We start from the raw sequence: 24,282 nt of genomic DNA, 5'->3' as shown, positions 1-24,282 counted from the left end.
TGGGAAACCCTAGGTCACGGGGTCCTTCGCCGTGATGGCGCGGTAGGCGATCTCGGCGAGTCGCGCCTGCCCGTTCCTGCTCGGGTGGAACCAGTCCCATTGGCTCAGCTGTTCGGTGCCGAAGCGGAACCCGAAGACCGCGTCGCCGTCGGTACGGCACCGCCGGTCCTTGACGCACACCTCCTTCAGGATCTGGTTGTACGCCTCCACCCGGGCCTGCACGGCGGCACGCCGCGCCGTCGCCGCGGCATCGAGCCGGTCCGCGTCGCCCAGCATCGACGGGCAGATGCCGAGCTTCCACACCTGCTTGCCGAGCGGGCTGGTCCGGCCCTGCGACCACAGACGCTTCAGGTTCGGCACGCTCGACACGTACACCTGCGTCCTGGGCAGCGACTGGCGCAGGGTGTTCATCGCATCCTGGAACTGGGAGCGGAAGTCGGCGACCGAGGTCATCGCGGAGACGGAGGAGCGGCAGGCGTCGTTGGCGCCGGCCATCACCGTCACCAGCTCCGGCTTCTTCTGCGCGGCCTGCGCGATCTGCCCGGCCAGGTCCGACATCCGGGACCCGGTCACCGCGTAGTTCCAGCTACGCTCAGCGGCCCCGGTCACCCCGAGCAGCCGTACGGCGAGGCTGTCGACCTTGGCGTCGCTGCCCGTCGCCCATGACACCTCGGGGCAGTCGGACAGCACCGTGCAGGCGTCGAAGCCGCGTGTGATGGAGTCACCGACGGCGGCGATCGAATCGGGGAAGCGGTCCCAGACCGGGGTCGGCCTCGGCGACGGCCGGGACGTCGCGGTGGTGGCCCGCGGCGCCGCCTCGTCGCCACCGGAGGCGTCGCACCCGGCGAGCCCCAGGACGGCCGCCGCCGCGAGCGCGACGGCGGCCCGCGCTCGGTGCTTTCGCTTCCGCATCCCCTGATCCCCTGTTCGTCGTACACGGCTGGTCGGTCCGTGTGGCAGTCGTTCGGCAGCGCTTCGAACACGCTGGGTCAGCCCCGCGTCCCCTTGGGTGAAACCTGGGCGTTTGGGGGCGGCGGGACCGACGGTACGTCACACTCCTTGCGCCGCCGCACGGTAGCCTCGCCCCGTGGCCGCCCCGCCACCCCCGTTCCGTAAAGTTACAAGATGTCGCGGTCTGCCCGGAGGTTCAGGTGACGACACGTGGAGTCCTGTACGTGCACTCCGCGCCACGCGCACTGTGCCCGCACGTCGAGTGGGCAGTCGCGGGCGTGCTGGGCACGCGCGTCAACCTCGACTGGATCCGGCAGCCCGCCGCACCCGGCACCTGGAGATCCGAGTTCTCCTGGCAGGGCGAGGCCGGCACCGCCTCCAAGCTCGCCTCCGCGCTGCGCGGCTGGCAGCTGCTGCGCTTCGAGGTCACCGCGGAACCGTGTCCGACCGCCGAGGGCGAGCGCTACAGCTGCACCCCCGACCTCGGCATCTTCCACGCGGTCACCGGCATCCACGGCGACATCCTGATCCCCGAGGACCGGCTGCGCGCCGCCCTGGTCCGCTCGCAGCGCGGCGAGACGGAACTGGAGGCCGAACTCGCCAAGCTGCTGGGCAAGCCGTGGGACGACGAGCTGGAACCGTTCCGGTACGCGGGCGAGGGCGCGCCGGTGCGGTGGCTGCACCAGGTCGTCTGACAGCGCCTCAAGAGTGCTGAAGGGCCCCCACCGAGCGGTGGGGGCCCTTCCTGTGTCACAGAGGCTGCCGTCAGACCGAGCGGAACGCCAGCACCACGTTGTGCCCGCCGAACCCGAACGAGTCGTTCAGCGCGGCGATCCGGCCCTCGACCGGCAGTTTGCGGGCCTCGCCACGGACGACGTCGGCGTTGGCCTCGGCCTCCGGGTCGAGGTTCTCGACGTTGATCGTCGGCGGCGCGACGCGGTGGTACAGCGCGAGCACGGTCGCCACCGACTCCACGCCGCCCGCACCGCCAAGCAGATGACCCGTCATCGACTTGGTCGCCGAGACCGCGATGTGGTCCGTGTCGTCGCCGAAGACCTTGCGCAGCGCCTTCAGCTCGGCCACGTCACCGGCCGGCGTGGAGGTGGCGTGCGCGTTGACGTGCACGACCTCGGCCGGGTCCAGACCGGTGTTGTCGAGCAGGTTCTGCAGGGCGTGGGAGATGCCGCGGCCCTCCGGCTCCGGCTGCACGATGTCGTGGCTGTCGGCGGAGATGCCCTGGCCGACCGCTTCCGCGTAGACGCGGGCGCCGCGCTTGGCGGCGTGCTCGGCCGACTCCAGGACCAGGACACCGGCGCCCTCTCCGAGCACGAAGCCGTCACGGGCCGTGTCGTAGGGACGCGAGGCACCCTGCGGGTCGTCGTTGTTCTTGGACATCGCCATCATGTTGCCGAACGCGGCGATCGGCAGCGGGTGGATCGCGGCCTCCGTACCGCCGGCGACGACGACGTCGGCGCGGCCGGTGCGGATCATCTCGATGGCGTAGCCAATGGCCTCGGCGCCCGACGCGCAGGCGGAGACCGGGGTGTGCACACCCGCGCGGGCGCCCACGGCGAGGCCCACGTTGGCGGACGGGCCGTTCGGCATCAGCATCGGCACGGTGTGCGGGGAGACACGGCGGACGCCCTTCTCCTTCAGCACGTCGTACTGATCGAGGAGGGTCGTGACACCGCCGATGCCGGAGGCGATGACCGCGCCCAGCCGGTCGGGATCGATGGCCGGGTCCTCGCCCGCCTTGTCGGTGAAACCGGCGTCGGCCCAGGCCTCCTTGGCCGCGATCAGCGCGAACTGCGCCGAGCGGTCCAGACGGCGGGCCTGCGGCCGGGGGATGACCTCGGACGGATCCACGGCGATCTGCGCCGCGATGCGGACCGCCTGCTCGGCGGCCCAGTCCTGCTCCAGGGCACGGACACCGGACTTGCCGGCGATCAGGCCCTCCCAGGTAGAGGCCGCGTCGCCACCCAGCGGTGTGGTTGCGCCGATACCGGTGACGACCACGGTGCGATTGGTCGAGCTCACGGGAATTCTTTCTCCAACGGATACGAGGATTAAGCGGCGCCACCGCCGGGTGGCGGGGCAACGGCCCCACGACCGGGCCCAGGGCCCGGCGTCGGGCTGTCTGCCCAGGTGATCGGTCGATCAGGCCTGGTGCTTGAGGATGTAGTCGGCGGCGTCACCGACGGTCTTGAGGTTCTTGACGTCGTCGTCCGGGATCTTGACGTCGAAGCGCTCCTCGGCGGCGACGACCACCTCGACCATGGACAGCGAGTCGACGTCCAGGTCGTCGGTGAAGGACTTGTCCAGCTGGACGTCCTCGGTGGGGATCCCGGCGATCTCGTTCACGATCTCCGCGAGACCGGCGACGATCTCTTCCTGAGTGGCGGCCATGTCAGGCGCTCCTTCGTAGATATCCAGAGGGTGTGGCGCCCGCCGCGTCAGCGGCAGGTGTCTGCGGTGCCCGTGCCGGACGCATGATCCGGCACGGAGTGCCTAGGGGAGAGTAACGACCGACGCGGCGTACACGAGACCCGCCCCGAAGCCGATGACGAGCGCGGTGTCGCCGCTCTTCGCCTCGCCGGTCGCCAGGAGCCGCTCCATCGCGAGCGGGATCGAGGCGGCCGAGGTGTTGCCGGTGGTACGCACGTCCCGGGCGACCGTGACGTGTTCCGGCAGCTTGAGAGTCTTCACCATCGAGTCGATGATCCGCACGTTCGCCTGGTGCGGGATGAAGACGTCCAGGTCGTTCGCGGTGATCCCGGCCGCGTCCAGCGCCTGCTGGGCGACCTTCGCCATCTCGAACACGGCCCAGCGGAACACCGCTTGGCCCTCCTGCGTGATCGCGGGGAACTTGACGTTGCCCTCGCTGTCGAGCGGGAGGTTGGAGACATCGCCGAGCCGGAATTCGTTCCACGGCACGGTCTGCTTGATGGTCTCGGACTTGTCGCCCTCCGAGCCCCACACGGTGGGGCCGATGTGCGGCTCCTCGGAGGGGCCCACCACGACGGCGCCCGCGCCGTCGCCGAACAGGAAGGCGGTGGCCCGGTCCTCCAGGTCGGTCAGGTCGGACAGGCGCTCCACGCCGATGACGAGCACATACTCCGCCGAGCCCTCGACGATCATGCCCTTGGCGAGCGTGAGGCCGTAGCCGAAGCCCGCGCAGCCGGCCGAGATGTCGAAGGCCGCGGCCTTGTTCGTACCGAGCTTGTCGGCGATCTCGGTGGCGATGGCCGGGGTCTGGCTGAAGTGCGAGACGGTGGAGACGACGACCGCGCCGATCTGCTCCGCGGTGATCCCCGCGTCGGCGATCGCCTTGCCGGCCGCCTCGATCGACATCGCGGCGACGGTCTCCTCGTCGTTCGCCCAGTGCCGGGTCTCGATGCCGGAGCGGGAGCGGATCCACTCGTCGGAGGAGTCGATCTTTTCCAGGATCACGTCGTTGGGAACCACCCGGACCGGGCGGTAGCCGCCGACGCCGAGGATCCGCGCGTACGGAGCGCCCTTCCGTGCCTTGATCTTCGACATGCTCTCGGGCTCCTAATCAGGCGCTGTGCTCGGCGATGAGGTCGCGAGCCGCGTCGAGGTCGTCGGGGGTCTTCAGTGCCAGGGTCGCGACACCCGGCAGCGCACGCTTGGCGATGCCGGTCAGGGTGCCGCCGGGGCACACCTCGATCAGCGCGGTCGCGCCCAGCTTCTCGAAGGTCTCCATGCACAGGTCCCAGCGGACCGGGTTCGCGACCTGGCCGACCAGGCGCTGCAGCACCTCGGGGCCGGTGGTGACGGCCTGCCCGTCCTTGTTCGAGACGTAGGTGACCCTCGGGTCGGAGGGCGTCAGCGCCTCGGCGGCCTGTGCGAGGGTGTCGACCGCGGGAGCCATGTGATGGGTGTGGAACGCCCCGGCCACCTTCAGCGCGACCACGCGGCGCACGCCCTCGGGCTTGTTCCCCTCCAGATCGGCGAGCTGCTCCAGGGTGCCGGCGGCCACGATCTGCCCGGCGCCGTTCACGTTCGCCGGGGTCAGGCCCAGCTTCTCCAGGTGCGGGATCGTCGTCTCCGGGTCGCCACCGAGCAGGGCCGACATGCCCGTGGGCGTGATGGCGGCGGCGTCGGCCATGGCCACGCCCCGTCGGCGGACGAGCGTCAGCGCTGCCGTGTCGTCGAGGACCCCCGCGAACGCCGCGGCGGTGATCTCACCGACGCTGTGACCGGCGACCGCGCCGGGGACGATGTCACCGAGTGCCGCGGCGGACAGCAGTCCGGCGGCGACCAGCAACGGCTGGGCCACGGCGGTGTCCCGGATGGCGTCGGCGTCGGCCTGCGTGCCGTAGTGGGCGAGGTCGAGCCCGATGGCGTCCGACCAGGCGGCGATGCGGTCGGCGGCACCGGGGAGATCGAGCCAGGGGGTCAGGAAGCCGGGCGTCTGGGCGCCCTGGCCGGGAGCGACGAGTACGAGCACTCTCACACTCTCTCTTGGGGACGGCCGACGCCGCCCGTGGGGACAGGGACGAAGAACAGCAGGGGGTTTTGTGGGCCCCCGACAAAAGACTAGGTCTGGGGATCGCCCTCGGTCAGCCGCCCCAGGATCAGGGCGATCCGCAACGTGAACGCGGAGCGTACATCAGACGGCGACCAACCGGTGACGTCAGTCACACGTCGGAGCCGGTAGCGCACGGTGTTCGGGTGAACGAAGAGCATCCGGGCCGCCCCTTCGAGACTGGACGCCTGCTCCAGATACACGCTCAGGGTCTCCAGGAGTGCCGAGCCCGCCTCCTCCAGCGGTCTGTAGATCTCCTCCACCAACTGCTCGCGTGCGCCCGGATCACCGGCGATCGCGCGCTCCGGGAGCAGATCGTCGGCCAGCACCGGCCGCGGTGCGTCCTGCCAGGCAGAACACGCCTTGAGGCCCGCGGCGGCGGCCTGCGCGGAGCGGGTCCCGGCGAGCAGATCGGGCACGATCGGACCGGCGACGACGGGTCCGGCGGCGAACGGCCCGATGAGGGACCTGGCGACGGCGAGCGGGTTGTCGCTGCCCCCGGCGATCACGACGAGCCGGTCCCCGAGCACGCCCGTGAGGACCTGGAGCTTGGCGTGCCGGGCGGCCCGCCGGATGGCCTCGACCGTCAACTCGCTGTCACCGTCGGGCGCCGTACCCAGCACCACACACACATGTTCGGGTGAGTTCCAGCCGAGTGCGGCGGCCCGGCTGACGGCCCCCTCGTCGGCCTCCCCGCTCAGCACGGCGTTGACGACGAGCGACTCCAGCCGGGCGTCCCAGGCGCCCCGCGCCTCGGCGGCCTGGGCGTAGACCTGGGCGGTGGCGAAGGCGATCTCACGGGCGTAGACGAGGAGTGCCTCGCGCAGTACGGACTCGTCGCCGGGAGCGGCCACCTCGTCGATGGCGGATTCCATGACCTCGATGGTCGTCCGCACCATCTCCACGGTCTGGCGCAGGGTGATGGCCCGGGTCAGCTCCCGGGGGGCCGTACCGAACACATCGGTGGAGATGGCCTGGGGCGCGTCCGGGTGCCGGAACCACTCCGTGAACGCGGCGATGCCCGCCTGGGCCACCAGCCCGATCCAGGACCGGTTCTCCGGTGGCATCGCCCGGTACCACGGCAGCGTCTCGTCCATGCGCGCGATGGCCTGCGCGGCGAGACTCCCGGACGACTTCTCCAGCCGCTTCAGGGTCGCGGAGTGCGGATGGAGGGAGTGCGCTGCGTGTTCGGTGTTGCTGGCTTCGGGTTCGGGCACGGGGACAAGACTGCCTTATCGGGCCGGGACCGTGCGCCGCGGGTCCCGGAGGGGGACGGACGCGGGGTTACGGTGGGGGCGTGATGGACGTACGGAGCGCCGGCGAGCGCTACCGCGGAGGGGACCCGGCCGCCGGGATCGAGTCCCTGCACGCCCTCAGCTTCGGCCCGCACTACGACCCGGACAACCTCCGCTTCGGCGCGGTGATCGCCTGCAACGAGGAGCGGCTCGCACCCGGGGTCGGCTTCGACGAGCATCCGCACAGCCATACCGAGATCGTCACATGGGTGGTGGAGGGCGAGCTGACCCATCGCGACTCCACGGGCCACACGTCGGTGGTCCGCCCCGGCGACGTCCAGCGCCTGAGCGCGGCCGGCGGCGTGCGCCACGTGGAGCGCAACGACGCCGACGTGCCGCTGGTCTTCGTCCAGATGTGGCTGGCCCCCCTGCGCCCGGGCGGCGACCCCGGGTACGAGGTGGTCCACGGCATCGCGGACTCCACGCCGTACGCGGTGCCGGAGGCGGGCGCGATGCTCCACGTGCGCCGTCTGGCGCCGGGGGAGCGCACGGCGGTGCCGGACGCGCCGTACGTCTACGTCCATGTGGTGCGCGGCGAAGCGCGGCTGGACGGCGAGGAGTTGGGGCCGGGGGACGCGGCGCGGATCACGGACGCGAAGGACATCGAGGCGGTGGCGGTGACAGGGGCGGAGCTGTTGATGTGGGAGATGGCCGCCTAGGGCAACTCCGCCAGCACCGCGTCGGTGAACAGCGGCCACGCCTCGATCGCCCACGGCCCGAACGCCCGGTCCGTCAGTGCCACACAGGCCGCCCCCGCGTCGGGGTCGAGCCACAGGAACGTACCCGACTGCCCGAAGTGGCCGAAGGTCCTGGGCGAGGAGGAACCCCCGGTCCAGTGCGGCGACTTGGCGCCGCGGATCTCGAAGCCGAGCCCCCAGTCGTTGGGGCTCTGGTGCCCGTAGCCGGGCAGCACGCCCTTCGTGCCCGGGAACTGCACGGTCATGGCCTCGGCCACCGTCCGCGGATCCAGCAGCCGCGGGGCCTGCACCTCCGCGGCGAACCGCACGAGGTCCGAGACCGTCGAGACGCCGTCCTTGGCGGGGGAGCCCTCCAGGCTCGTGGCGGTCATGCCGAGCGGTTCGAGGACCGCCTGGCGCGCGTACTCGGCGAACGGGATGTCGGTCGCCTTCGCCACGTGGTCGCCGAGCACCTCGAACCCGGCGTTCGAGTACAGCCGCCGCTCACCTGGCGCCGCCATCACCCGGTGCTCGTCGAAGGCCAGCCCCGAGGTGTGCGCGAGGAGGTGACGGACCGTGGAGCCGGATGGCCCGGCGGGCTCGTCCAGCTCGATCGCGCCCTCCTCGTAGGCGACGAGCACGGCATACGCGGCGAGCGGCTTGGTGACCGAGGCCAGCGGGAAGCGCTGGTCCACCGGACCGTGGCTGCCCAGCACGGTGCCGTCCGCGCGGACGACCGACGCGGCGGCGGTGGGGACGGGCCAGTTCTCGATCAGCGCCAGGCTCTGCAGGGACATGTGTACGAGCCTATGCGGCTCACAGCTGCAGGCGCATCGAGGGGTCGGGCTTGCGGACGAAGCCCAGCGACGCGTACAGCGGCTCGGCCTGCGCCGACGCGTTCAGGTCGACCTGCCGGACGTCCTGCTCGCGGAACCAGTCCAGCAGCGTCTCCATACAGGCGCGGGCGTAGCCGCGGCGGCGCGCGTCGGGGTCGGTGGCGACGCTGAAGACGTGCCCCACCCTCCCGTGCGGATTGCCCGTCCTGCCGATCCGGTACTCGATCGTCCCGGCCACCAGCGCCGCCAGCGCCGCCGGCCGCTCGGGATGGTCGATCACGAAGGCCGCGAAGTCGCCGTCCGGATCGGCGAGCCGACGGCGTACCGTCGGCAGGGACTCCGCGTGCCACTGCGTGCCGGAGCTCGCGGAGAAGACGGAATCGAGCATCACCTGGCGCAGTCGCAGCACTTCTTCCGCGTCCTCGGGCACCGCCCGGCGTACGAGACTCATGGCGCGCATGCTAGGGCCCTTCTGTGCGCGGCCCGGTATTTTCACCTGATTCCGCTTGCTTGGAGTGCACTCCAAGGTTTTAGCGTGGTGGTCATGACGGTGATGGAGACCTTGACCGAAGCGGCCGGAAACGGGACCGACGTCTGCTCCGCCACGCCCCAGCCGCACCCCCGCCCCGACGGGCAGGACAGCTACACGATCAGCGAGGTCGTCGCCTTCACCGGTCTGACGGCGCACACCCTGCGCTGGTACGAGCGGATCGGGCTGATGCCGCACGTGGACCGCTCGCACACCGGCCAGCGCCGCTACTGCAATGCCGACCTGAACTGGCTCGACCTCGTCGGCAAGCTCCGGCTCACCGGCATGCCCGTCGCCGACATGGTGCGCTACGCGGAGCTGGTCCGCGCCGGAGACCACACGTACCGCGACCGGTACGAACTCCTGGAGGCGACCCGTCGGGACGTGCTCGCCCGGATCGCGGAGCTCCAGGACACGCTCGCGGTGCTCAACCGCAAGATCGATTTCTACGCGGACGCCGGGCACGCCCTGGCGTCGGAGAGGCCCTGATGACGGACAGCAGGATCGCGAAGGTACAGCTCGGCGGCGAGGGCCCCGAGGTGGGCGTGCAGGGACTCGGCTGCATGGGCATGAGCTGGGCGTACGGCCCCGCGGACGCCGGGGAGTCGCGCGCCACCCTGGAGCGAGCGCTGGAGGCGGGCGTCACGCTGTACGACACGGCGGACGCGTACGGCGCCGGGGAGAACGAGAAGTTCCTGTCGCCGTTCTTCAAGGAGCACCGGGACGAGGTGGTCATCGCCACGAAGTTCGCGATCTCGACCTCGCCGGACGACCCGATGAAGCGGATCATCCGCAATGACCCGCCGTACATCCGGCAGTGCGTCGAGGCGAGCCTCAAGCGCCTGGACGTCGACGTGATCGACCTCTACTACATGCACCGCCGCGATGTGAACGTGCCGATCGAGGAGGCCGTCGCCGCCATGGCGGAGCTGGTGCGCGAGGGCAAGGTCAAGCACCTCGGGCTCAGCGAGGTCACGGCCGGCGAACTGCGCGCGGCCCAGGCCGTCCACCCGATCGCCGCCGTGCAGTCGGAGTGGTCGCTGTTCAGCCGGGACATCGAGGCGCACGTGGTGTCGGCCGCCAAGGAGCTGGGTGTGGCGCTGGTGCCGTACTCGCCCCTCGGCCGGGGCTTCCTCACGGGCTCCTTCGCCAACGCGGACACCGACCTCACGGACCAGGACTTCCGCCGTACGATGCCCCGCTTCACCGGCGAGAACGCGGCCGCCAACGTGGTGCTCCTGGAACCGATCCGGGCGGTGGCCGAGGCCCATGGCGCCTCTCCGGCGCAGATCGCGCTGGCGTGGGTGCAGCAGCAGGCCACGGTCCACGGCCTGCCGGTCGTCCCGATCCCGGGCACGACCAAGCGCTCGCGGGTCGAGGAGAACGTGGCGGCGACGCGGATCGTCCTGACGGCCGAAGAACTGGCCCTCCTGGAACCGATCGCGGCCAAGGTCGCAGGCGACCGCTACCCGGACATGACCTTCGCGTCGGCGGGACGGGAGTAGGACCCCGCGGGACCTCATCGGGCGCTCATGGTGCATCGGGCGCTCACAGTGCAAGGACCCCTAGAGCTCCGCCAGCAGCTCCGCCTTCTTGGTGGAGAACTCCTCGTCCGTGACGAGCCCCGCCTCGTGGAGCTCGCCGAGGTGCCGGATCCGCTCGGCGATGTCGGCCGGATCGCGGCGGGGCCCTGGCACCGACGCCAGGGGCCCTGCCCCGGCGGCCCGCACCGCAGCCAGCACCGCCGCGGCGAACGGCAACGACTCGTGCACGGGCCCGTAGCCGAGCCCGAAGACCACGGCGGCCGGATCCTGGTCCGGCTGCCCCGGCCGCGCACCGTTCGTCTCACGGCGCAGCAGCCGCAGATGCCCCTCGAACAGTTCGGGGGAGCGCCACTCGACCCCGCTGAGGCCGGCGACCGGGAAACTCTGGTCGCCGGCCTTCCACTTGGCGGACGACGCGCCCGTCCAGAACCAGCGGAAGGACACCGCCTTGCCGTCGAAGGACGCCTTGCCGTCGTACGCCTTGAACTGCCGTGGCGCCTCGGGCGGCGCGACCAGAAACCCCTCGGCCGGGGTGTCGTCCCCGGTGAGCCGGGCACGCAGTTCGTCCGCGTAGTACTCGGCGAGGGACTCGCGGTCGGCGGGCAGCACCAGGCGATAGGGGTCGGAGGTCTCCTTGAGCTGCCCCGCCGCCGCCTCCATCAGCGGATCGGCCCCGGGCCTCGGCACCGCGTGCAGCACGACGGTTCCGCGCTTGCCCTGAGTCAGCGTCACCCCCGCGATCGCCTCCAGGGGGACACGGCGTTCACCGAGCGCCTGGAACAGCTTCGGTGTACGAATCCCCCGTTCGAAGCGGATGAGCACGGAGTCGGACTCGAACTCCCAGGCGGCATGAAATCCGGCCAGTACGTCACCCATGCGGCTCATCGTATGCGGCACGCGCTCCTCCGTCGCCTCCCCGGGCAGACCGCAATTCCTGTCTCTCTACGCGCGTCCGACTGACGCCGTGCCGGACAAACCCGTCCGGCACGCGTCGTCGTCGCGGGCGCAGTCCACCGAGTGATACGCGCCGACGCCGATCTCGGCGAAGTTGCGCAAGCTGTCGGTGCCCGGCTCGAAATAGCCGGCGTGACCCTTCGCTCCCCGCGCCGACAGCACCCGCGCCCCGAAGCCGAGGGCGACCGGGTCGGCGCCATGGCCCAGGCCGCCGACCTCCAGGTAGGGCACATCCTTGATCCAGTCGTCGGCGTCCCGCATGGCCCACACACGGGCCGTGGTGTGCAGCCCCGCGGTGGTCTCGGTCCGCATGCCGGGGCTGCCCGCCACCGCGATGTCGGACACCCGTGGGGGCAGCGCGTGGGCGGCGACCCCGCACAGCACCGAGCCGTAGCTGTGGCAGTAGAGCTGGACGGGCGAGCCGCCGGGCAGGGCGCGGACGAGGGCGTTCAGCCGGACGGCGCCCTCCTCGGCGCGCATCGCCGTCGCCGCCTCCACACCGAGCCCGCCGGGCGCGGTGTAGTCGGCCCAGGCGATCACAGCCGTACGGGTCCGGGGGCTGGCCGCCTGCTCGGCCGTGTACAACGACTGGGCCATGCCGACCGGCGCGGAGTACTGGCGGAAGGTGCGCTGGAAGGTCAGCAGGTCGGTGTCGACACCGGGCACGACGACCGAGATCCGCTGGGCCTTGTCCAGGTTGCCGAAGACCTCCGCGATTCGGCCCGAGCCCTCCGGGTCGAAGGCGAGGATCTGCCGGCCCGGGTCCATCAGCGCCTCGAAGCGGTGCATGAGGCGGCCCGCGTCCTGCTGGCCGACGGGCGACAGCCGGTCGTCGTGCATCCGGGCGCGCTCGATCCTGCGCTGCTGGTCGAGGGCGGTGCGGTTGGCCTCGTAGCGCAGCCGTACGGGCGCCCCGTTCATGTTGCCGACCGCGAGCGGGTAGCGGTGGGCGAGCCGGGCGCGCTGATGGGCGTCGAGCGAGGCGAAGAAGTGGGCGAGCCGGACCGGGGAGCCGTCGGGGGACGGCAGCTTGTGCCCGTCGATCCGGCCGTGCTCCCACGCGGAACGCGACGCCTCCAGGGGCGTCGCGCCACGGTGGCTGCGCACGGCGGTCCAGCCGGTCGTCGCGAGCATCACGAAGACCACGGCCAGCGCGAGCAGTGCGCGCCAGACGTTGAGTTGCGGGGAGGTGTCGAAGGAAGTCACTGAAAGGACACACTAGGAGAACGAGAGTGTCTCGCGTTAACCGAGTGACGCGTCTCACGTTTCCGGACCGCCAATTGCGGCAAATCGGATGGGCCTTGCGTTCGATCGTCACGGTAAGTCGATGAGGTGTGCGTCACTTGACACGCCGTGTGACTCGACCTTCACTCCCGCGACCCTGCTCGGCCCGGGTGCACCCGGAATTCATTTGACGCCAGGGGGGTCGACGGGCCGTCACTCCGTGCGCCACTGCTCCGCCAACGCGGGGCGCACCGCGTCGAGATAGGAGGCGGTCAGCTCCCGGATCGCGGCCACGCTGACGTCCTCACGCGCACACCACAGCCGTTCTGTGACGCGGATCACCCCGCCGAACACCGCCACCGCGACACGCGGCCGCGGGTCCGTGTCGATGTCGAGTCCCTCGCGCTCGGCGATCACGCGGGCGATCTCCTCCTCCAGCTCCGCCGAACGGCGCAGATGGGTGGCGAACAGGGCCGGTGTCGACTCGATCAACCGGTAGGTGCGCAGATGGAGTTCGAGCGGGACGATCCGCTCGACGGCCTCTCCGATGCCGTCCCAGCCCTCCAGGACCGCCTGCCGCAGCGCCTCCAGCGGCGCCTCGTGGGGAGGTCGCCCGCGCACCGCCTCCACGAACTGCGACTGCGCGACGGAGTGGGCGAAGAAGACGGCCTCCTCCTTGCCGGCGAAGTACCGGAAGAAGGTGCGCTGCGAGACGTCCACGGCCTCGGCGATCTCGTCGACGGTCGTCCGCTCGTACCCCTGCGCGAGGAACAGTTCCAGCGCGGCGCGCAGCAGTGCGTCCCGGGTGCGCTGCTTCTTGCGCTCACGCAGCCCTGTTCGCGGCGCCGTCCCCATGCGTCCTCATCTCGTTCATCCCCCTGGTGCACCCTATCGGCGAGTTGCGTGACAGTTACCGACTTGTGAATTGGTTTGTCAATTGTCAGTGGCTGTCACTAGCCTCGAACGCATGACTAGTCAGACCACCGTCGACGCGACGGAACCGGGGGACAAGACGTCCAGAACGTCGACGGCCCCGACCGCGGGGGCGCCGGAGCGCGGACTGCGCGGCCACCCGTGGCTCACCCTCGTCTCGGTCGCCATCGGCGTGATGATGGTCGCCCTCGACGGCACCATCGTGGCCATCGCCAACCCGGCCATCGCCAAGGACCTCGGCGCCAGCTTCGCCGACGTCCAGTGGATCACCAACGCGTACTTCCTGTCCCTCGCGGTCACCCTGATCACCGCGGGCAAGCTCGGTGACCGCTTCGGCCACCGCCAGACCTTCCTGATCGGCGTGGTCGGCTTCGCCGCCGCCTCCGGGGCCATCGGTCTGTCCAACAGCATCGCCTTCGTCGTGACCTTCCGGGTCTTCCAGGGGCTGTTCGGCGCGCTGCTGATGCCCGCCGCGCTCGGCCTGCTGCGGGCCACCTTCCCGGCCGAGAAGCTGAACATGGCGATCGGCATCTGGGGCATGGTCATCGGCGCCTCCACCGCGGGCGGCCCGATCCTCGGCGGTCTGCTCGTCCAGCACGTCAGCTGGCAGTCCGTCTTCTTCATCAACGTGCCGGTCGGCGCCCTCGCGCTGATCCTCGGCCTGCTGATCCTCAGGGACCACCGCGCCCAGAACGCGCCGCGCTCCTTCGACCTGCTCGGCATCGGGCTGCTGTCGGGCGCCATGTTCTGCCTGGTCTGGGCGCTCATCAAGGCCCCGGCCTGGGGCTGGGGCGACGGCAGGACCTGGCTCTTCATCGGCGCGTCCGTGCTGGGCTTCGCCCTCTTCTCCTTCTGGGAGAACAGGATGAAGGAACCGCTGATCCCCCTGGCGCTGTTCCGCTCGGTGCCGCTGTCGGCGGGCGTCGTGCTGATGGTCCTCATGGCGATCGCCTTCATGGGCGGCCTGTTCTTCGTCACCTTCTACCTGCAGAACGTCCATGGGATGACCCCGGTCGACGCGGGCCTGCACCTGCTGCCGCTGACCGGCATGATGATCGTCGGCTCCCCGCTCGCGGGCGCCGTGATCACCAAGGCCGGACCGCGCATCCCGCTGGCCGGCGGCATGGTGCTCACCGCGGTCGCCATGTTCGGCATGTCCAGGCTGGAGGCGGGCACGGGCAGCGCCGTCATGTCGATCTGGTTCGCCCTGCTCGGTCTCGGTCTCGCCCCGGTGATGGTCGGCGCCACCGAGGTCATCGTGGGCAACGCGCCGATGGAGCTCTCCGGCGTCGCGGGCGGCCTCCAGCAGGCCGCGATGCAGATCGGCGGCAGCCTCGGCACGGCGGTCCTGGGCGCGGTGATGGCCTCCCGCGTGGACGGCGACCTCCCGGGCAACTGGGCCGCGGCCAAACTGCCGCCGCTCACCCCCGCCCAGCTCGACATGGCCTCGCAGGCGGTCCAGCAGGGCGTCGCCCCGGTGCCGAAGGGCGTGCCGACCGCGATCGCCGCGAAGATCACGGGCGTCGCGCACGACACTTTCATCTCCGGTATGAGCCTGGCCTGTCTGGTCGCCGCCGGTGTCGCCGCGGTCGCGGTGCTGGTCGCGCTGCTCACCAAGCGCGGCGAGAACGGGGAGGCGGGCGCGGGGGCGGCGCACATCTGACGCCGTCCGGCCCCGACGAGGCGCTCGGGCCGGGGTCGCTCTCGGGCCGAGTTCGCCTATCCGGGTGAAGGCGCTCAAGATCCCTCCCACCCGGCACGCGCCGCAGGTCACAGTGGGTCACGTCCTCCGTACGGCATGGGGACGGCAGGACTGCGGCGCGCTGCCGGAGGGGGGCAGCGCGCAGGCAGGTCTGAAGCGGCACACCGGGGGTACCCGCCCCATCGAACCCGAACTGACCGCACAGTTCCTGGAGTTGACGATGGCGAACTTCGGACATGGCACGCGCGGGTACCCCCGTTCACGAGGCCGGACGTGGTCGCGATGGGAATCCCCCCTGTTCGAGCGAAGCCGAGAACTCGGGGGAGGGCCGGACCGGGCGACGCTCGGGATCGTCGGAGTCGTCTGTGCGATCGCGGGATTCTTCGTCCTCGGCATCATTCTGGGGCCGGTCGCGGTCGTCTGCGGCTGGCTGGCCATGGGCCGAACCTGGGCGGGCACCCGCCCGGTCCCGGCCCTGGTCGCCCTGGTCCTGGGAGCGATAGACACGCTCCTGGCGATCATCTGGCTGGCGGGAGCATCGCCCGCGTTCTCCTAGGCGTTCTGTCCACGGAGGCTGGTGACAGCGATCACTGACGGGCGATCCTGAAACAGACGACCGGGCGGTGGGGCCACGGCCCCACCGCCCGGTCGCGGCTCACGCCACGCTCGCCCTATGCGTCGCCGCCCGGCGCGCCCGGGGCGGCCGCCGCCACGTCGAGCAGCTGGTAGCGGTCGATCGCCTGCTTCAGCACCGAGCGATCGATCCGGCCCGCCGTGGCCAGCTCGGTGAGCACCGCGACCACGATCGACTGCGCGTCGATGTGGAAGAAGCGGCGGGCCGCGCCACGCGTGTCGGCGAATCCGAAGCCGTCCGCACCCAGGGACTGATAGGCACCCGGCACCCAGCGCGCGATCTGGTCCGGAACCGAACGCATCCAGTCGGACACCGCCACGAACGGACCCTCGGCGCCGCTCAGCTTCTGCGTGACGTACGGGACGCGCTGCTCCTCCTCCGGGTGGAGCAGGTTGTGCCGCTCCACCTCGACGGCCTCGCGCCGCAGCTCGTTCCAGGAGGTCGCCGACCAGACGTCGGCCCGCACGTTCCACTCCTCGGCGAGGATCCTCTGCGCCTCCAGCGCCCACGGCACGGCGACGCCGGAGGCCATGATCTGCGCCGCAACGGTGCCGGACGTGCCCTCGCTGATGCGGTGGATGCCCTTGAGGATGCCCTCGACGTCCACGTTCGCGGGCTCGGCCGGGTGCTGGATCGGCTCGTTGTAGACGGTGAGGTAGTAGAAGACGTCCTCACCCTTGGGGTGCTCGGGCGAGGAGCCGTACATCCGGCGCAGACCGTCCTGCACGATGTGCGCGATCTCGTAGCCGTACGCCGGGTCGTACGCCACGCACGCCGGGTTGGTCGAGGCGAGCAGCTGCGAGTGGCCGTCCGCGTGCTGCAGGCCCTCACCGGTCAGCGTGGTACGGCCGGCGGTCGCGCCCAGTACGAATCCACGCGCCAGCTGGTCGGCCATCTGCCAGAACTGGTCGCCGGTGCGCTGGAAACCGAACATCGAGTAGAAGACGTACACCGGGATGAGCGGCTCGCCGTGGGTGGCGTACGCCGAACCCGCCGCGATCAGCGATGCCGTGCAGCCCGCTTCCGAGATGCCGTCGTGCAGCATCTGCCCGGTCGGCGACTCCTTGTACGCGAGCAGCAGGTCACGGTCCACGGCCTCGTACTGCTGGCCGAGCGGGTTGTAGATCTTCGCGCTCGGGAAGAACGAGTCCATGCCGAACGTGCGGTACTCGTCCGGCGCGATCAGCACGAACCGCTTGCCGAGCTCCTTGTCCCGCATGAGGTCCTTCAGCAGCCGGACGAACGCCATGGTCGTGGCGATCGACTGCTGGCCGGAGCCCTTCTTCACGGTCGCGTACGTCTTGTCGTCCGGCAGCTGGAGCGGCTTCGACCGCACGACGCGCGTCGGGACGTACCCGCCGAGCGACCTGCGGCGGTCGTGCATGTACTGGAGCTCCTCCGAGTCCCGGCCCGGGTGGTAGTACGGCGGCAGGCCGGACTCCAGTTCCTTGTCGGAGATCGGCAGGTGCAGACGGTCGCGGAAGTGCTTGAGGTCGGCGACCGTCAGCTTCTTCATCTGGTGCGTGGCGTTGCGGCCCTCGAAGTTCGGCCCCAGCGTCCAGCCCTTGATCGTCTTGGCCAGGATCACGGTCGGCTGGCCCTTGTGGGCCTTGGCCGCCGAGAACGCCGCGAAGATCTTCCGGTGGTCGTGACCGCCACGGCCGAGGTGCAGGATCTGGTCGTCGGTCATGTGCTCGACCATCGCGCGCAGCCGGTGGTCGTCGCCGAAGAAGTGCTCACGGATGTAGGCACCGGACTCGGTCGCGTACGTCTGGAACTGGCCGTCCGGCGTGATGTTCATCTTGTTGACCAGGACGCCGTCCCGGTCCTGGGCCAGCAGCGGGTCCCAGGAGCGGTCCCAGATCAGCTTGATCACGTTCCAGCCGGCGCCCCGGAACACCGACTCCAGCTCCTGGATGATCTTGCCGTTGCCGCGGACCGGACCGTCCAGGCGCTGCAGGTTGCAGTTGACCACGAAGGTCAGGTTGTCGAGCCCCTCGCGGGCGGCGAGGGTCAGCTGTCCGAGCGACTCCGGCTCGTCCATCTCGCCGTCGCCGAGGAACGCCCAGACATGCGACCGGGAGGTGTCCGCGATGCCGCGCGCCTCCATGTAGCGGTTCATGCGCGCCTGGTAGATCGCGCCGATCGGGCCCAGGCCCATGGAGACCGTCGGGAACTCCCAGAAGTCCGGCATGGAGCGCGGGTGCGGGTAGCTGGAGAGCCCGTACGGCGCCTTGGACTTCTCCTGGCGGAACCCGTCCAGGTGCTGCTCGGTGAGCCGGTCCAGGAGGTACGCGCGTGCGTAGATGCCCGGCGAGGCGTGGCCCTGGAAGAAGACCTGGTCACCGCCGTCGCCCTCGTCCTTGCCGCGGAAGAAGTGGTTGAAGCCCACGTCGTACAGCGAGGCGGAGGAGGCGAAGGTGGCGATGTGGCCGCCGACCCCGATGCCGGGGCGCTGGGCCCGGGAGACCATGACGGCGGCGTTCCACCGCGTGGCGTTGAGGATCTTGCGCTCGATCTCCTCGTTGCCGGGGAAGAACGGCTCGCTCTTGGTGGGGATGGTGTTGACGTAGTCCGTGCTGCGCATCTCGGGCACGGCCACGCGCCGCTCGCGGGCCCGCTCGATCAGACGGAGCATCAGGTAGCGGGCCCGCTCACGGCCGCGCTCGTCCACGGCGGCATCGAGGGAGTCGAGCCACTCCTGGGTTTCCTCGGGGTCGAAGTCAGGAACCTGACTCGGAAGGCCGCCAATGATGATCGGATTGCGATCGGATCCGGAAGCCACGCTGTTCCTTACCTGTCAGAGGGCCACTTTTCCAATGTGCCTGCACCGATCCCCATCGTGTACCTCGGGGAAGCGAAACGTCATCTCTACCGTGAGGTAACCACGAGGTGGACGGATGATCAGGGGGCGGGCCCGGCCGAAACGTAACGATACGCCCAGTGCATGACGCGTCCCGCAAAGTCATTCGAGTCTCGTACCCGCGAAGGATTCCAGAATGCGCAAACCGGGCAGAACGGTGTGGTGTGGATCACCCTCCGGCGCGATACCGTGCCTGGAGTTGCGGCGACACGGCCAGGATCGTCACCGTTTCGGCGGTCTGAACCGCCGGGTACTTGCGCGATCCGTCCCGCCCGTGTGGACTACGGCCAATGCTTCGCGTACGCGCGTGGCTGAGATACTCACCAAGACATGATCAGGAGGCAACCCGTGAGCGCGACCGCGGACCACGCGGAGGAGCGGACGAACCCTGCCGCGAGGCTGGGGTTCCAGCCCGAGCAGGTGGTCCAGGAGATCGGCTACGACGACGACGTCGACCAGGAGCTCCGCGAGGCCATTGAGGAAGTCATCGGCAGCGAGCTCGTGGACGAGGACTACGACGACGTCGCCGATGCCGTGGTGCTGTGGTTCCGCGACGAGGACGGCGACCTGACCGATGTGCTGGTGGACGCCACCACGTACATCGAAGAAGGCGGTTCGATCCTGCTCCTGACGCCGAAGACCGGCCGTAGGGGCTATGTGGAGCCGAGCGACATCTCTGAAGCCGCGACGACGGCGGGCCTGTCGGCGTCCAAGAGTGTCAGCGTGGGCAAGGACTGGAGCGGCTCGCGTCTGGTGACGCCGAAGGCCGCCAAGTCCAAGCGGTGACGCTGCGCCGGCAGCGCCGTGGGCCGGTATGGCCGAATTCCGGGGGCGGGGCCCCCGGACCCCCTGCGGTCTGAACGGCTTCGTCCTCACACGCCGGACGGGCTGGGTCGTGCTCGAAGTGGCCGAGTTGCCCAGCCCGTCCCTCGGCGTGCCGTGATCACTGCGTAGGGTGGGTCCCATCCGAACAGCCCACCGAAAGGGATGCAGGACCATGGCGATCCAGGTCGGCGACAAGGCCCCCGACTTCGAGCTCAAGGACAACCACGGCGCGACCGTGCAGCTCTCGGACTTCCGCGGTGAGAAGAACGTGGTGCTGCTCTTCTACCCGTTCGCCTTCACCGGTGTGTGCACCGGCGAGCTGTGCGCGCTGCGCGACAACCTGCCGAAGTTCGTCAACGACGACACCCAGCTGCTCGCGGTCTCCAACGACTCCATCCACACCCTGCGCGTCTTCGCCGAGCAGGAGGGCCTGGAGTACCCCCTGCTGTCCGACTTCTGGCCGCACGGCAACACTTCGCGCGCCTACGGCGTCTTCGACGAGGACAAGGGTTGCGCGGTGCGCGGGACCTTCGTCATCGACAAGGAGGGTGTGGTGCGGTGGACCGTGGTCAACGGCCTGCCGGACGCGCGTGACCTGAACGAGTACGTGAAGGCGCTCGACACCCTGTGATCGTCGGGTCTCACGGCCTGCGCGGCGTGGGAACCCGTCACTAGGATCGACTCGTTGATCCGATACCAACGCACGACGGGGCTCCCCGCCCCTGGACACCAATGGGAGGACTCGTGGGAGTCAGCCTCAGCAAGGGCGGCAACGTATCGCTGACCAAGGAGGCCCCGGGCCTGACCGCGGTCCTCGTCGGTCTGGGCTGGGACGTCCGCACCACGACCGGCAGCGACTTCGACCTGGACGCCAGCGCCCTGCTGCTGAACGCGTCGGGGAAGGTCGGCAGCGACCAGAACTTCGTGTTCTTCAACAACCTCAAGAGCCCGGACGGGTCGGTGGAGCACACCGGCGACAACCTCACGGGTGAGGGCGAGGGCGACGACGAGGCGATCAAGGTCAACCTCGCCGCGGTGCCGGCCGACGTGGAGAAGATCGTCTTCCCGGTCTCGATCTACGACGCGGAGAACCGCCAGCAGTCCTTCGGCCAGGTGCGCAACGCGTTCATCCGCGTGGTCAACCAGGCCAACCAGCAGGAGATCGCGCGGTACGACCTGAGCGAGGACGCCTCCACCGAGACCGCCATGGTCTTCGGCGAGCTGTACCGCCACGGGGCCGAGTGGAAGTTCCGCGCCATCGGCCAGGGCTACGCGTCGGGCCTGCGCGGGATCGCGCAGGACTTCGGAGTGAACGTCTGAGCCGAGCGCGGCAGCGGACAAGGGCTCAACCGCCTCCGGCGCCGCACTCCGGTGGGAGTGCGGCGCCGGACGCACACCAGGGGTTGCCGCCGAAGCCCCTACCACCGGGGCAGGTCCCCACTACCCGGGGGTAAGCCCCCACCACCGGGGCAAGCCCCAACTACCGAGGGCAGGTCCCCACCACCGGGGCAGGTCCCCACTACCCGGGGGTAAGCCCCCACCACCGGGGCAAGCCCCAACTACCGAGGGCAGGTCCCCACCACCGGGGCAGGTCCCCACTACCCGGGGGTAAGCCCCCACCACCGGGGCAAGCCCCAACTACCGAGGGCAGGTCCCCACCACGGGGGGCCAGCCCCCACCGGGGGGCAAGCCTCCACCACCGGGGCCAGCCCGCACCGGGGGGCAAGCCTCCACCACCGGGGCCAGCCCGCACCGGGGGGCAAGCCTCCACCACCGGGGCCAGCCCCCACCGGGGGGCAAGCCTCCACCACCGGGGCCAGCCCGCACCGGGGGGCAAGCCTCCACCACCGGGGCCAGCCCCCACCGGGGGGCAAGCCTCCACCACCGGGGCCAGCCCCCACCGGGGGCAAGCCTCCACCACCGGGGCCAGCCCCCACCGGGGACGGGTCCCCACCACGGGGGATCGACCCCCACCCCCGGGGGGCTTCGCTCCCGGGACGTTGTCGTATCTCGGGGAGGATCAGGATCATGGGCGTCACGCTCGCCAAGGGAGGCAACGTCTCCCTCTCCAAGGCCGCGCCGAATCTCACGCAGGTGATGATCGGGCTCGGCTGGGACGCGCGCTCCACCACCGGAGCGCCCTTCGACCTGGACGCCAGCGCGCTGCTGTGCAGCGGAGGCCGCGTCCTCGGTGACGAGTGGTTCGTCTTCTACAACCAGCTGACGAGCCCGGACGGCTCCGTCCAGCACACCGGCGACAACCTCACGGGCGAGGGCGAGGGCGACGACGAGTCGATCATCGTCGACCTCTCCAAGGTGCCGGCCCAGTGCGACAAGATCGTGTTCCCGGTCTCCATCCATCTGGCCGATGAGCGCGGCCAGACCTTCGGTCAGGTCAGCAACGCCTTCATCCGTGTCGTCAACCAGGCCGACGGCCAGGAACTCGCCCGCTACGACCTCAGCGAGGACGCCTCCACCGAAACGGCCATGATCTTCGGCGAGGTCTACCGCTACGGAGGCGAGTGGAAGTTCCGCGCGGTGGGACAGGGCTACGCGTCCGGTCTGCGGGGGATCGCCCTGGACTTCGGGGTCAACGTTTCGTAAAACCGGCTGTCGCGAGGGGCGATCCCTGAGGCCACGGGAACCAAGGTGACTCTCCCGTCGTGACCAACCTGTGTGTCCCGGAGGGAGAGGTATCCCTCTAGACTCGGGGTCAACGTTGAGTAAAGCCGAGTACGGCGACGGGGATCCCGTACACATACGGATTGGGTAGCCAGTGCTTCTGAAAACGTTCGGCTGGTCGTTCGCGGTCACCGCGGTCGGCTTGGCCCTAGCGGTCCTCTACGGGGGGTGGACCGCCCTCGGCATCGTGGCGATCCTGTCCATCCTGGAGATCTCGCTGTCCTTCGACAACGCGGTGGTCAACGCCGGAATCCTGAAGAAGATGAGTGCCTTCTGGCAGAAGATCTTCCTCACGGTGGGCGTGCTGATCGCCGTCTTCGGTATGCGGCTGGTCTTCCCCGTCGTGATCGTCGCCGTCACCGCGAAGAAGAGCCCGATAGACGCGGTCAACCTCGCGCTGACCGACAAGGACCAGTACCAGCAGCTGGTCACGGACGCCCACCCGGCGATCGCCGCCTTCGGTGGCATGTTCCTGCTGATGATCTTCCTGGACTTCATCTTCGAGGACCGGGACATCCAGTGGCTGCGCTGGATCGAGCGCCCGCTCGCCAAGCTCGGCAAGGTCGACATGCTGTCGGTCTGCATCTCGCTGGTCGTCCTGCTGATCGCCTCCATGACCTTCGCCGCCCACGCCCACCAGCACGGCGGCGCGCACGTCGACAAGGCGCAGACGGTACTGATCGCCGGCATCGCCGGCCTGGTCACCTACATGATCGTCGGCGGTCTCTCCGGCTACTTCGAGGACCGGCTGGAGGAAGAGGAGGAGCGCGAGCACGAGGAGGAGGAAGAGGCCAGGCGCACCGGCAAGCAGCGCTCGGCGGTCGCCCTCGCCGGCAAGGCCGCGTTCTTCATGTTCCTCTACCTGGAGGTCCTGGACGCGTCCTTCTCCTTCGACGGAGTGATCGGCGCCTTCGCCATCACGAACGACATCGTCCTGATGGCGCTCGGCCTCGGCATCGGCGCGATGTACGTCCGGTCGCTGACGGTCTACCTGGTCCGTCAGGGCACCCTCGACGACTACGTCTACCTGGAGCACGGCGCGCACTACGCGATCGGCGCGCTCGCCGTGATCCTCCTCGTCACCATCCAGTACCAGATCAACGAGGTGATCACCGGTCTCGTCGGCGTGGTCCTGATCGCCTGGTCCTTCTGGTCCTCCGTGCGCCGCAACCGGGCGCTCGCCGAGGCGGAGGGAAAGGGGACGGACTCGGACGAGAAGACTGAGGTCTCGTCCGGGGTGTGACACCCCGTGGGGTGAGGAACGCTCTGTTCGGGGCGGCCGTGGGGACTCGTCCTCGGCGGCCGCCCCGCGGCTGTTGAACCGTATGTACAGGGGGCGGGCATGGGCTTCTGGGAGAACGTGTGGCGCGGGCGCGCGACGGAGTTCGACTCGGGCAGCGCGGCGACCAACGCGATCGAGCTGAGCAAGCGGCACCACCGGGTGTCACTCACCAAACAGGGCGCGGCGAACGGCAATCTGCGCATCAACCTGTCGTGGCGCATGCGGACCTCGGACATCGGCGGCCCCGAGCGGGGCGGTCTGCTGCGCCACCCCCTCCGGCTGTTCACCCCGGAGGTCGTCCAGGCGCACACCCAGAGCATGGTCAACGTCGACCTCGACCTGGGGTGCATGTACGAGCTGACCGACGGCACCAAGGGCGTGGTGCAACCGCTGGGCGGCTTCTTCGGAGAGCTCAACGACCCTCCGTACATCAAGCTCAGCGGCGACGACCGGTTCGGCTCCGGCACAGGTGAGACGATCTTCGTCAACCTCGACCACCGGGACGACTTCAAGCGGCTGCTGATCTTCGTCTACATCTACGACCAGACGCCCGCGTTCGACCGTACGCACGCGGTGGTCACGCTCTACCCCAGCAACGGCCCCCGCATCGAGATCGGCCTCGACGAACGCCATCCGCAGGCCCGCTCCTGCGCCGTCGTCATGATCGAGAACAACCCCAAGGGCGAGCTCGTCGTCCGCCGCGAGGTGAAGTTCGTCTACGGCTTCCAGGCGGAACTGGACCGCCTGTACGGGTGGGGCCTGCAGTGGGGCCGCGGCTACAAGACCAAGGCGTGAGGGCCAC

At 70.0% G+C, this 24,282-nt stretch carries 24 protein-coding genes; 12 read left to right on the top strand and 12 right to left on the bottom strand.

Annotated elements, in window-relative coordinates; translation table 11 throughout:
• Positions 1–9: 9 nt before the first annotated feature.
• Positions 10–912, bottom strand: coding sequence for an SGNH/GDSL hydrolase family protein (locus tag ASC56_RS04455; RefSeq protein ID WP_055489858.1), 903 nt, complete (start codon positions 910–912; stop codon positions 10–12).
• A gap of 239 nt (positions 913–1,151) precedes the next feature.
• Here ASC56_RS04455 and ASC56_RS04450 point away from each other — a divergent pair, with 239 nt between their 5' ends.
• Positions 1,152–1,646, top strand: a complete 495-nt coding sequence (locus tag ASC56_RS04450) for a DUF3145 domain-containing protein (RefSeq protein WP_055489857.1) — start codon at positions 1,152–1,154, stop codon at positions 1,644–1,646.
• 70 nt (positions 1,647–1,716) lie between these two features.
• Here the strand turns inward: ASC56_RS04450 and fabF are convergent, their stop codons facing one another.
• The 5 genes from fabF to ASC56_RS04425 all read right to left on the bottom strand — a co-directional run bounded on the left by fabF (position 1,717) and on the right by ASC56_RS04425 (position 6,717).
• Positions 1,717–2,988, bottom strand: a complete 1,272-nt coding sequence (fabF, locus tag ASC56_RS04445; protein WP_055489856.1) for a beta-ketoacyl-ACP synthase II — start codon at positions 2,986–2,988, stop codon at positions 1,717–1,719.
• A 120-nt stretch (positions 2,989–3,108) separates the two neighbouring features.
• Positions 3,109–3,357: an acyl carrier protein gene (locus ASC56_RS04440; RefSeq protein WP_030545387.1), complete on the bottom strand. Its 249-nt coding sequence runs from the start codon at positions 3,355–3,357 to the stop codon at positions 3,109–3,111.
• 102 nt (positions 3,358–3,459) lie between these two features.
• The gene (locus tag ASC56_RS04435) at positions 3,460–4,491 is read right to left on the bottom strand and encodes a ketoacyl-ACP synthase III (RefSeq protein WP_055489855.1); all 1,032 of its coding nucleotides are present in this window, start codon (positions 4,489–4,491) and stop codon (positions 3,460–3,462) included.
• Between the two features lie 16 nt (positions 4,492–4,507).
• Positions 4,508–5,422, bottom strand: coding sequence for an ACP S-malonyltransferase (locus ASC56_RS04430; RefSeq protein ID WP_055489854.1), 915 nt, complete (start codon positions 5,420–5,422; stop codon positions 4,508–4,510).
• Positions 5,423–5,511: 89 nt separating this feature from the next.
• Entirely contained in the window at positions 5,512–6,717 is a 1,206-nt protein-coding gene (locus tag ASC56_RS04425; RefSeq protein ID WP_055489853.1) for a CdaR family transcriptional regulator, read from the bottom strand.
• An 83-nt stretch (positions 6,718–6,800) separates the two neighbouring features.
• On the opposite strand from ASC56_RS04425, the gene ASC56_RS04420 reads away from it, so the two are divergent.
• A complete protein-coding gene (locus tag ASC56_RS04420) occupies positions 6,801–7,454 on the top strand; it encodes a pirin family protein (RefSeq protein ID WP_107309177.1) in 654 nt (217 codons plus the stop codon).
• Here ASC56_RS04420 and ASC56_RS04415 read toward each other — a convergent pair.
• Both ASC56_RS04415 and ASC56_RS04410 read right to left on the bottom strand, forming a co-directional pair.
• A complete protein-coding gene (locus ASC56_RS04415; protein ID WP_055489851.1) occupies positions 7,451–8,269 on the bottom strand; it encodes a serine hydrolase in 819 nt (272 codons plus the stop codon). The genes ASC56_RS04420 and ASC56_RS04415 overlap by 4 nt on opposite strands.
• Before the next feature lie 19 nt (positions 8,270–8,288).
• Positions 8,289–8,759 carry a GNAT family N-acetyltransferase gene (locus tag ASC56_RS04410; protein WP_055490165.1) on the bottom strand — a complete coding sequence of 157 codons (471 nt, stop codon included), beginning with the start codon at positions 8,757–8,759 and terminating at the stop codon, positions 8,289–8,291.
• A 93-nt stretch (positions 8,760–8,852) separates the two neighbouring features.
• Between ASC56_RS04410 and ASC56_RS04405 the strand changes: the two genes are divergently transcribed.
• Both ASC56_RS04405 and ASC56_RS04400 read left to right on the top strand, forming a co-directional pair.
• Positions 8,853–9,326, top strand: coding sequence for a MerR family transcriptional regulator (locus ASC56_RS04405; RefSeq protein WP_055490164.1), 474 nt, complete (start codon positions 8,853–8,855; stop codon positions 9,324–9,326).
• Complete coding sequence (locus ASC56_RS04400) at positions 9,326–10,342, top strand: aldo/keto reductase (RefSeq protein WP_055489850.1); 1,017 nt, start codon at positions 9,326–9,328, stop codon at positions 10,340–10,342. Before ASC56_RS04405 ends, ASC56_RS04400 begins: the two co-directional genes overlap by 1 nt.
• A 60-nt stretch (positions 10,343–10,402) precedes the next feature.
• Here the strand turns inward: ASC56_RS04400 and ASC56_RS04395 are convergent, their stop codons facing one another.
• The 3 genes from ASC56_RS04395 to ASC56_RS04385 form a co-directional block, all read right to left on the bottom strand.
• Complete coding sequence (locus ASC56_RS04395; protein WP_079102284.1) at positions 10,403–11,257, bottom strand: DUF4429 domain-containing protein; 855 nt, start codon at positions 11,255–11,257, stop codon at positions 10,403–10,405.
• A 66-nt stretch (positions 11,258–11,323) separates the two neighbouring features.
• The gene (locus tag ASC56_RS04390; protein WP_055489848.1) at positions 11,324–12,541 is read right to left on the bottom strand and encodes an alpha/beta hydrolase; all 1,218 of its coding nucleotides are present in this window, start codon (positions 12,539–12,541) and stop codon (positions 11,324–11,326) included.
• A 231-nt stretch (positions 12,542–12,772) separates the two neighbouring features.
• Positions 12,773–13,414 carry a TetR family transcriptional regulator gene (locus tag ASC56_RS04385; protein WP_055489847.1) on the bottom strand — a complete coding sequence of 214 codons (642 nt, stop codon included), beginning with the start codon at positions 13,412–13,414 and terminating at the stop codon, positions 12,773–12,775.
• A gap of 112 nt (positions 13,415–13,526) precedes the next feature.
• On the opposite strand from ASC56_RS04385, the gene ASC56_RS04380 reads away from it, so the two are divergent.
• Both ASC56_RS04380 and ASC56_RS04375 read left to right on the top strand, forming a co-directional pair.
• Positions 13,527–15,155, top strand: a complete 1,629-nt coding sequence (locus ASC56_RS04380) for an MFS transporter (protein ID WP_055489846.1) — start codon at positions 13,527–13,529, stop codon at positions 15,153–15,155.
• A gap of 259 nt (positions 15,156–15,414) precedes the next feature.
• Positions 15,415–15,750 carry a hypothetical protein gene (locus tag ASC56_RS04375; RefSeq protein WP_055490163.1) on the top strand — a complete coding sequence of 112 codons (336 nt, stop codon included), beginning with the start codon at positions 15,415–15,417 and terminating at the stop codon, positions 15,748–15,750.
• A gap of 115 nt (positions 15,751–15,865) precedes the next feature.
• Here the strand turns inward: ASC56_RS04375 and aceE are convergent, their stop codons facing one another.
• Positions 15,866–18,613, bottom strand: coding sequence for a pyruvate dehydrogenase (acetyl-transferring), homodimeric type (gene aceE, locus ASC56_RS04370; RefSeq protein ID WP_055489845.1), 2,748 nt, complete (start codon positions 18,611–18,613; stop codon positions 15,866–15,868).
• 426 nt (positions 18,614–19,039) lie between these two features.
• On the opposite strand from aceE, the gene ASC56_RS04365 reads away from it, so the two are divergent.
• The 6 genes from ASC56_RS04365 to ASC56_RS04340 all read left to right on the top strand — a co-directional run bounded on the left by ASC56_RS04365 (position 19,040) and on the right by ASC56_RS04340 (position 24,275).
• Positions 19,040–19,477: a DUF3052 domain-containing protein gene (locus tag ASC56_RS04365; protein ID WP_055489844.1), complete on the top strand. Its 438-nt coding sequence runs from the start codon at positions 19,040–19,042 to the stop codon at positions 19,475–19,477.
• Positions 19,478–19,688: 211 nt separating this feature from the next.
• A complete protein-coding gene (locus ASC56_RS04360) occupies positions 19,689–20,147 on the top strand; it encodes a peroxiredoxin (protein WP_055489843.1) in 459 nt (152 codons plus the stop codon).
• A gap of 113 nt (positions 20,148–20,260) precedes the next feature.
• A complete protein-coding gene (locus tag ASC56_RS04355) occupies positions 20,261–20,836 on the top strand; it encodes a TerD family protein (RefSeq protein ID WP_055490162.1) in 576 nt (191 codons plus the stop codon).
• 708 nt (positions 20,837–21,544) lie between these two features.
• Entirely contained in the window at positions 21,545–22,120 is a 576-nt protein-coding gene (locus ASC56_RS04350) for a TerD family protein (RefSeq protein ID WP_055489842.1), read from the top strand.
• Positions 22,121–22,292: 172 nt separating this feature from the next.
• Positions 22,293–23,441: a DUF475 domain-containing protein gene (locus tag ASC56_RS04345; protein ID WP_055489841.1), complete on the top strand. Its 1,149-nt coding sequence runs from the start codon at positions 22,293–22,295 to the stop codon at positions 23,439–23,441.
• A gap of 99 nt (positions 23,442–23,540) precedes the next feature.
• Complete coding sequence (locus ASC56_RS04340; RefSeq protein WP_055489840.1) at positions 23,541–24,275, top strand: Tellurium resistance; 735 nt, start codon at positions 23,541–23,543, stop codon at positions 24,273–24,275.
• The last annotated feature ends 7 nt before the right edge of the window (positions 24,276–24,282 follow it).

It is taken from the genome of Streptomyces sp. TP-A0356, from assembly GCF_001417775.1.
Classification (GTDB): Bacteria; Actinomycetota; Actinomycetes; order Streptomycetales; family Streptomycetaceae; genus Streptomyces.
The sequence above is the reverse complement of the archived record's forward strand: the minus strand, read 5'-3'. Positions and strand labels throughout refer to the sequence as shown.

Coding starts and splice junctions, on each gene's coding strand:
- ASC56_RS04380 (WP_055489846.1), top strand. CDS start 13,527: ATGACTAGTCAGACCACCGTCGACGCGACGGAACCGGGGGACAAGACG.
- ASC56_RS04405 (WP_055490164.1), top strand. CDS start 8,853: ATGACGGTGATGGAGACCTTGACCGAAGCGGCCGGAAACGGGACCGAC.
- ASC56_RS04415 (WP_055489851.1), bottom strand. CDS start 8,269: ATGTCCCTGCAGAGCCTGGCGCTGATCGAGAACTGGCCCGTCCCCACC.
- ASC56_RS04385 (WP_055489847.1), bottom strand. CDS start 13,414: ATGGGGACGGCGCCGCGAACAGGGCTGCGTGAGCGCAAGAAGCAGCGC.
- ASC56_RS04420 (WP_107309177.1), top strand. CDS start 6,801: ATGGACGTACGGAGCGCCGGCGAGCGCTACCGCGGAGGGGACCCGGCC.
- ASC56_RS04435 (WP_055489855.1), bottom strand. CDS start 4,491: ATGTCGAAGATCAAGGCACGGAAGGGCGCTCCGTACGCGCGGATCCTC.
- ASC56_RS04410 (WP_055490165.1), bottom strand. CDS start 8,759: ATGAGTCTCGTACGCCGGGCGGTGCCCGAGGACGCGGAAGAAGTGCTG.
- ASC56_RS04340 (WP_055489840.1), top strand. CDS start 23,541: ATGGGCTTCTGGGAGAACGTGTGGCGCGGGCGCGCGACGGAGTTCGAC.
- ASC56_RS04455 (WP_055489858.1), bottom strand. CDS start 912: ATGCGGAAGCGAAAGCACCGAGCGCGGGCCGCCGTCGCGCTCGCGGCG.
- ASC56_RS04400 (WP_055489850.1), top strand. CDS start 9,326: ATGACGGACAGCAGGATCGCGAAGGTACAGCTCGGCGGCGAGGGCCCC.
- ASC56_RS04350 (WP_055489842.1), top strand. CDS start 21,545: ATGGGCGTCACGCTCGCCAAGGGAGGCAACGTCTCCCTCTCCAAGGCC.
- ASC56_RS04440 (WP_030545387.1), bottom strand. CDS start 3,357: ATGGCCGCCACTCAGGAAGAGATCGTCGCCGGTCTCGCGGAGATCGTG.
- ASC56_RS04395 (WP_079102284.1), bottom strand. CDS start 11,257: ATGGGTGACGTACTGGCCGGATTTCATGCCGCCTGGGAGTTCGAGTCC.
- ASC56_RS04375 (WP_055490163.1), top strand. CDS start 15,415: ATGGCGAACTTCGGACATGGCACGCGCGGGTACCCCCGTTCACGAGGC.
- ASC56_RS04360 (WP_055489843.1), top strand. CDS start 19,689: ATGGCGATCCAGGTCGGCGACAAGGCCCCCGACTTCGAGCTCAAGGAC.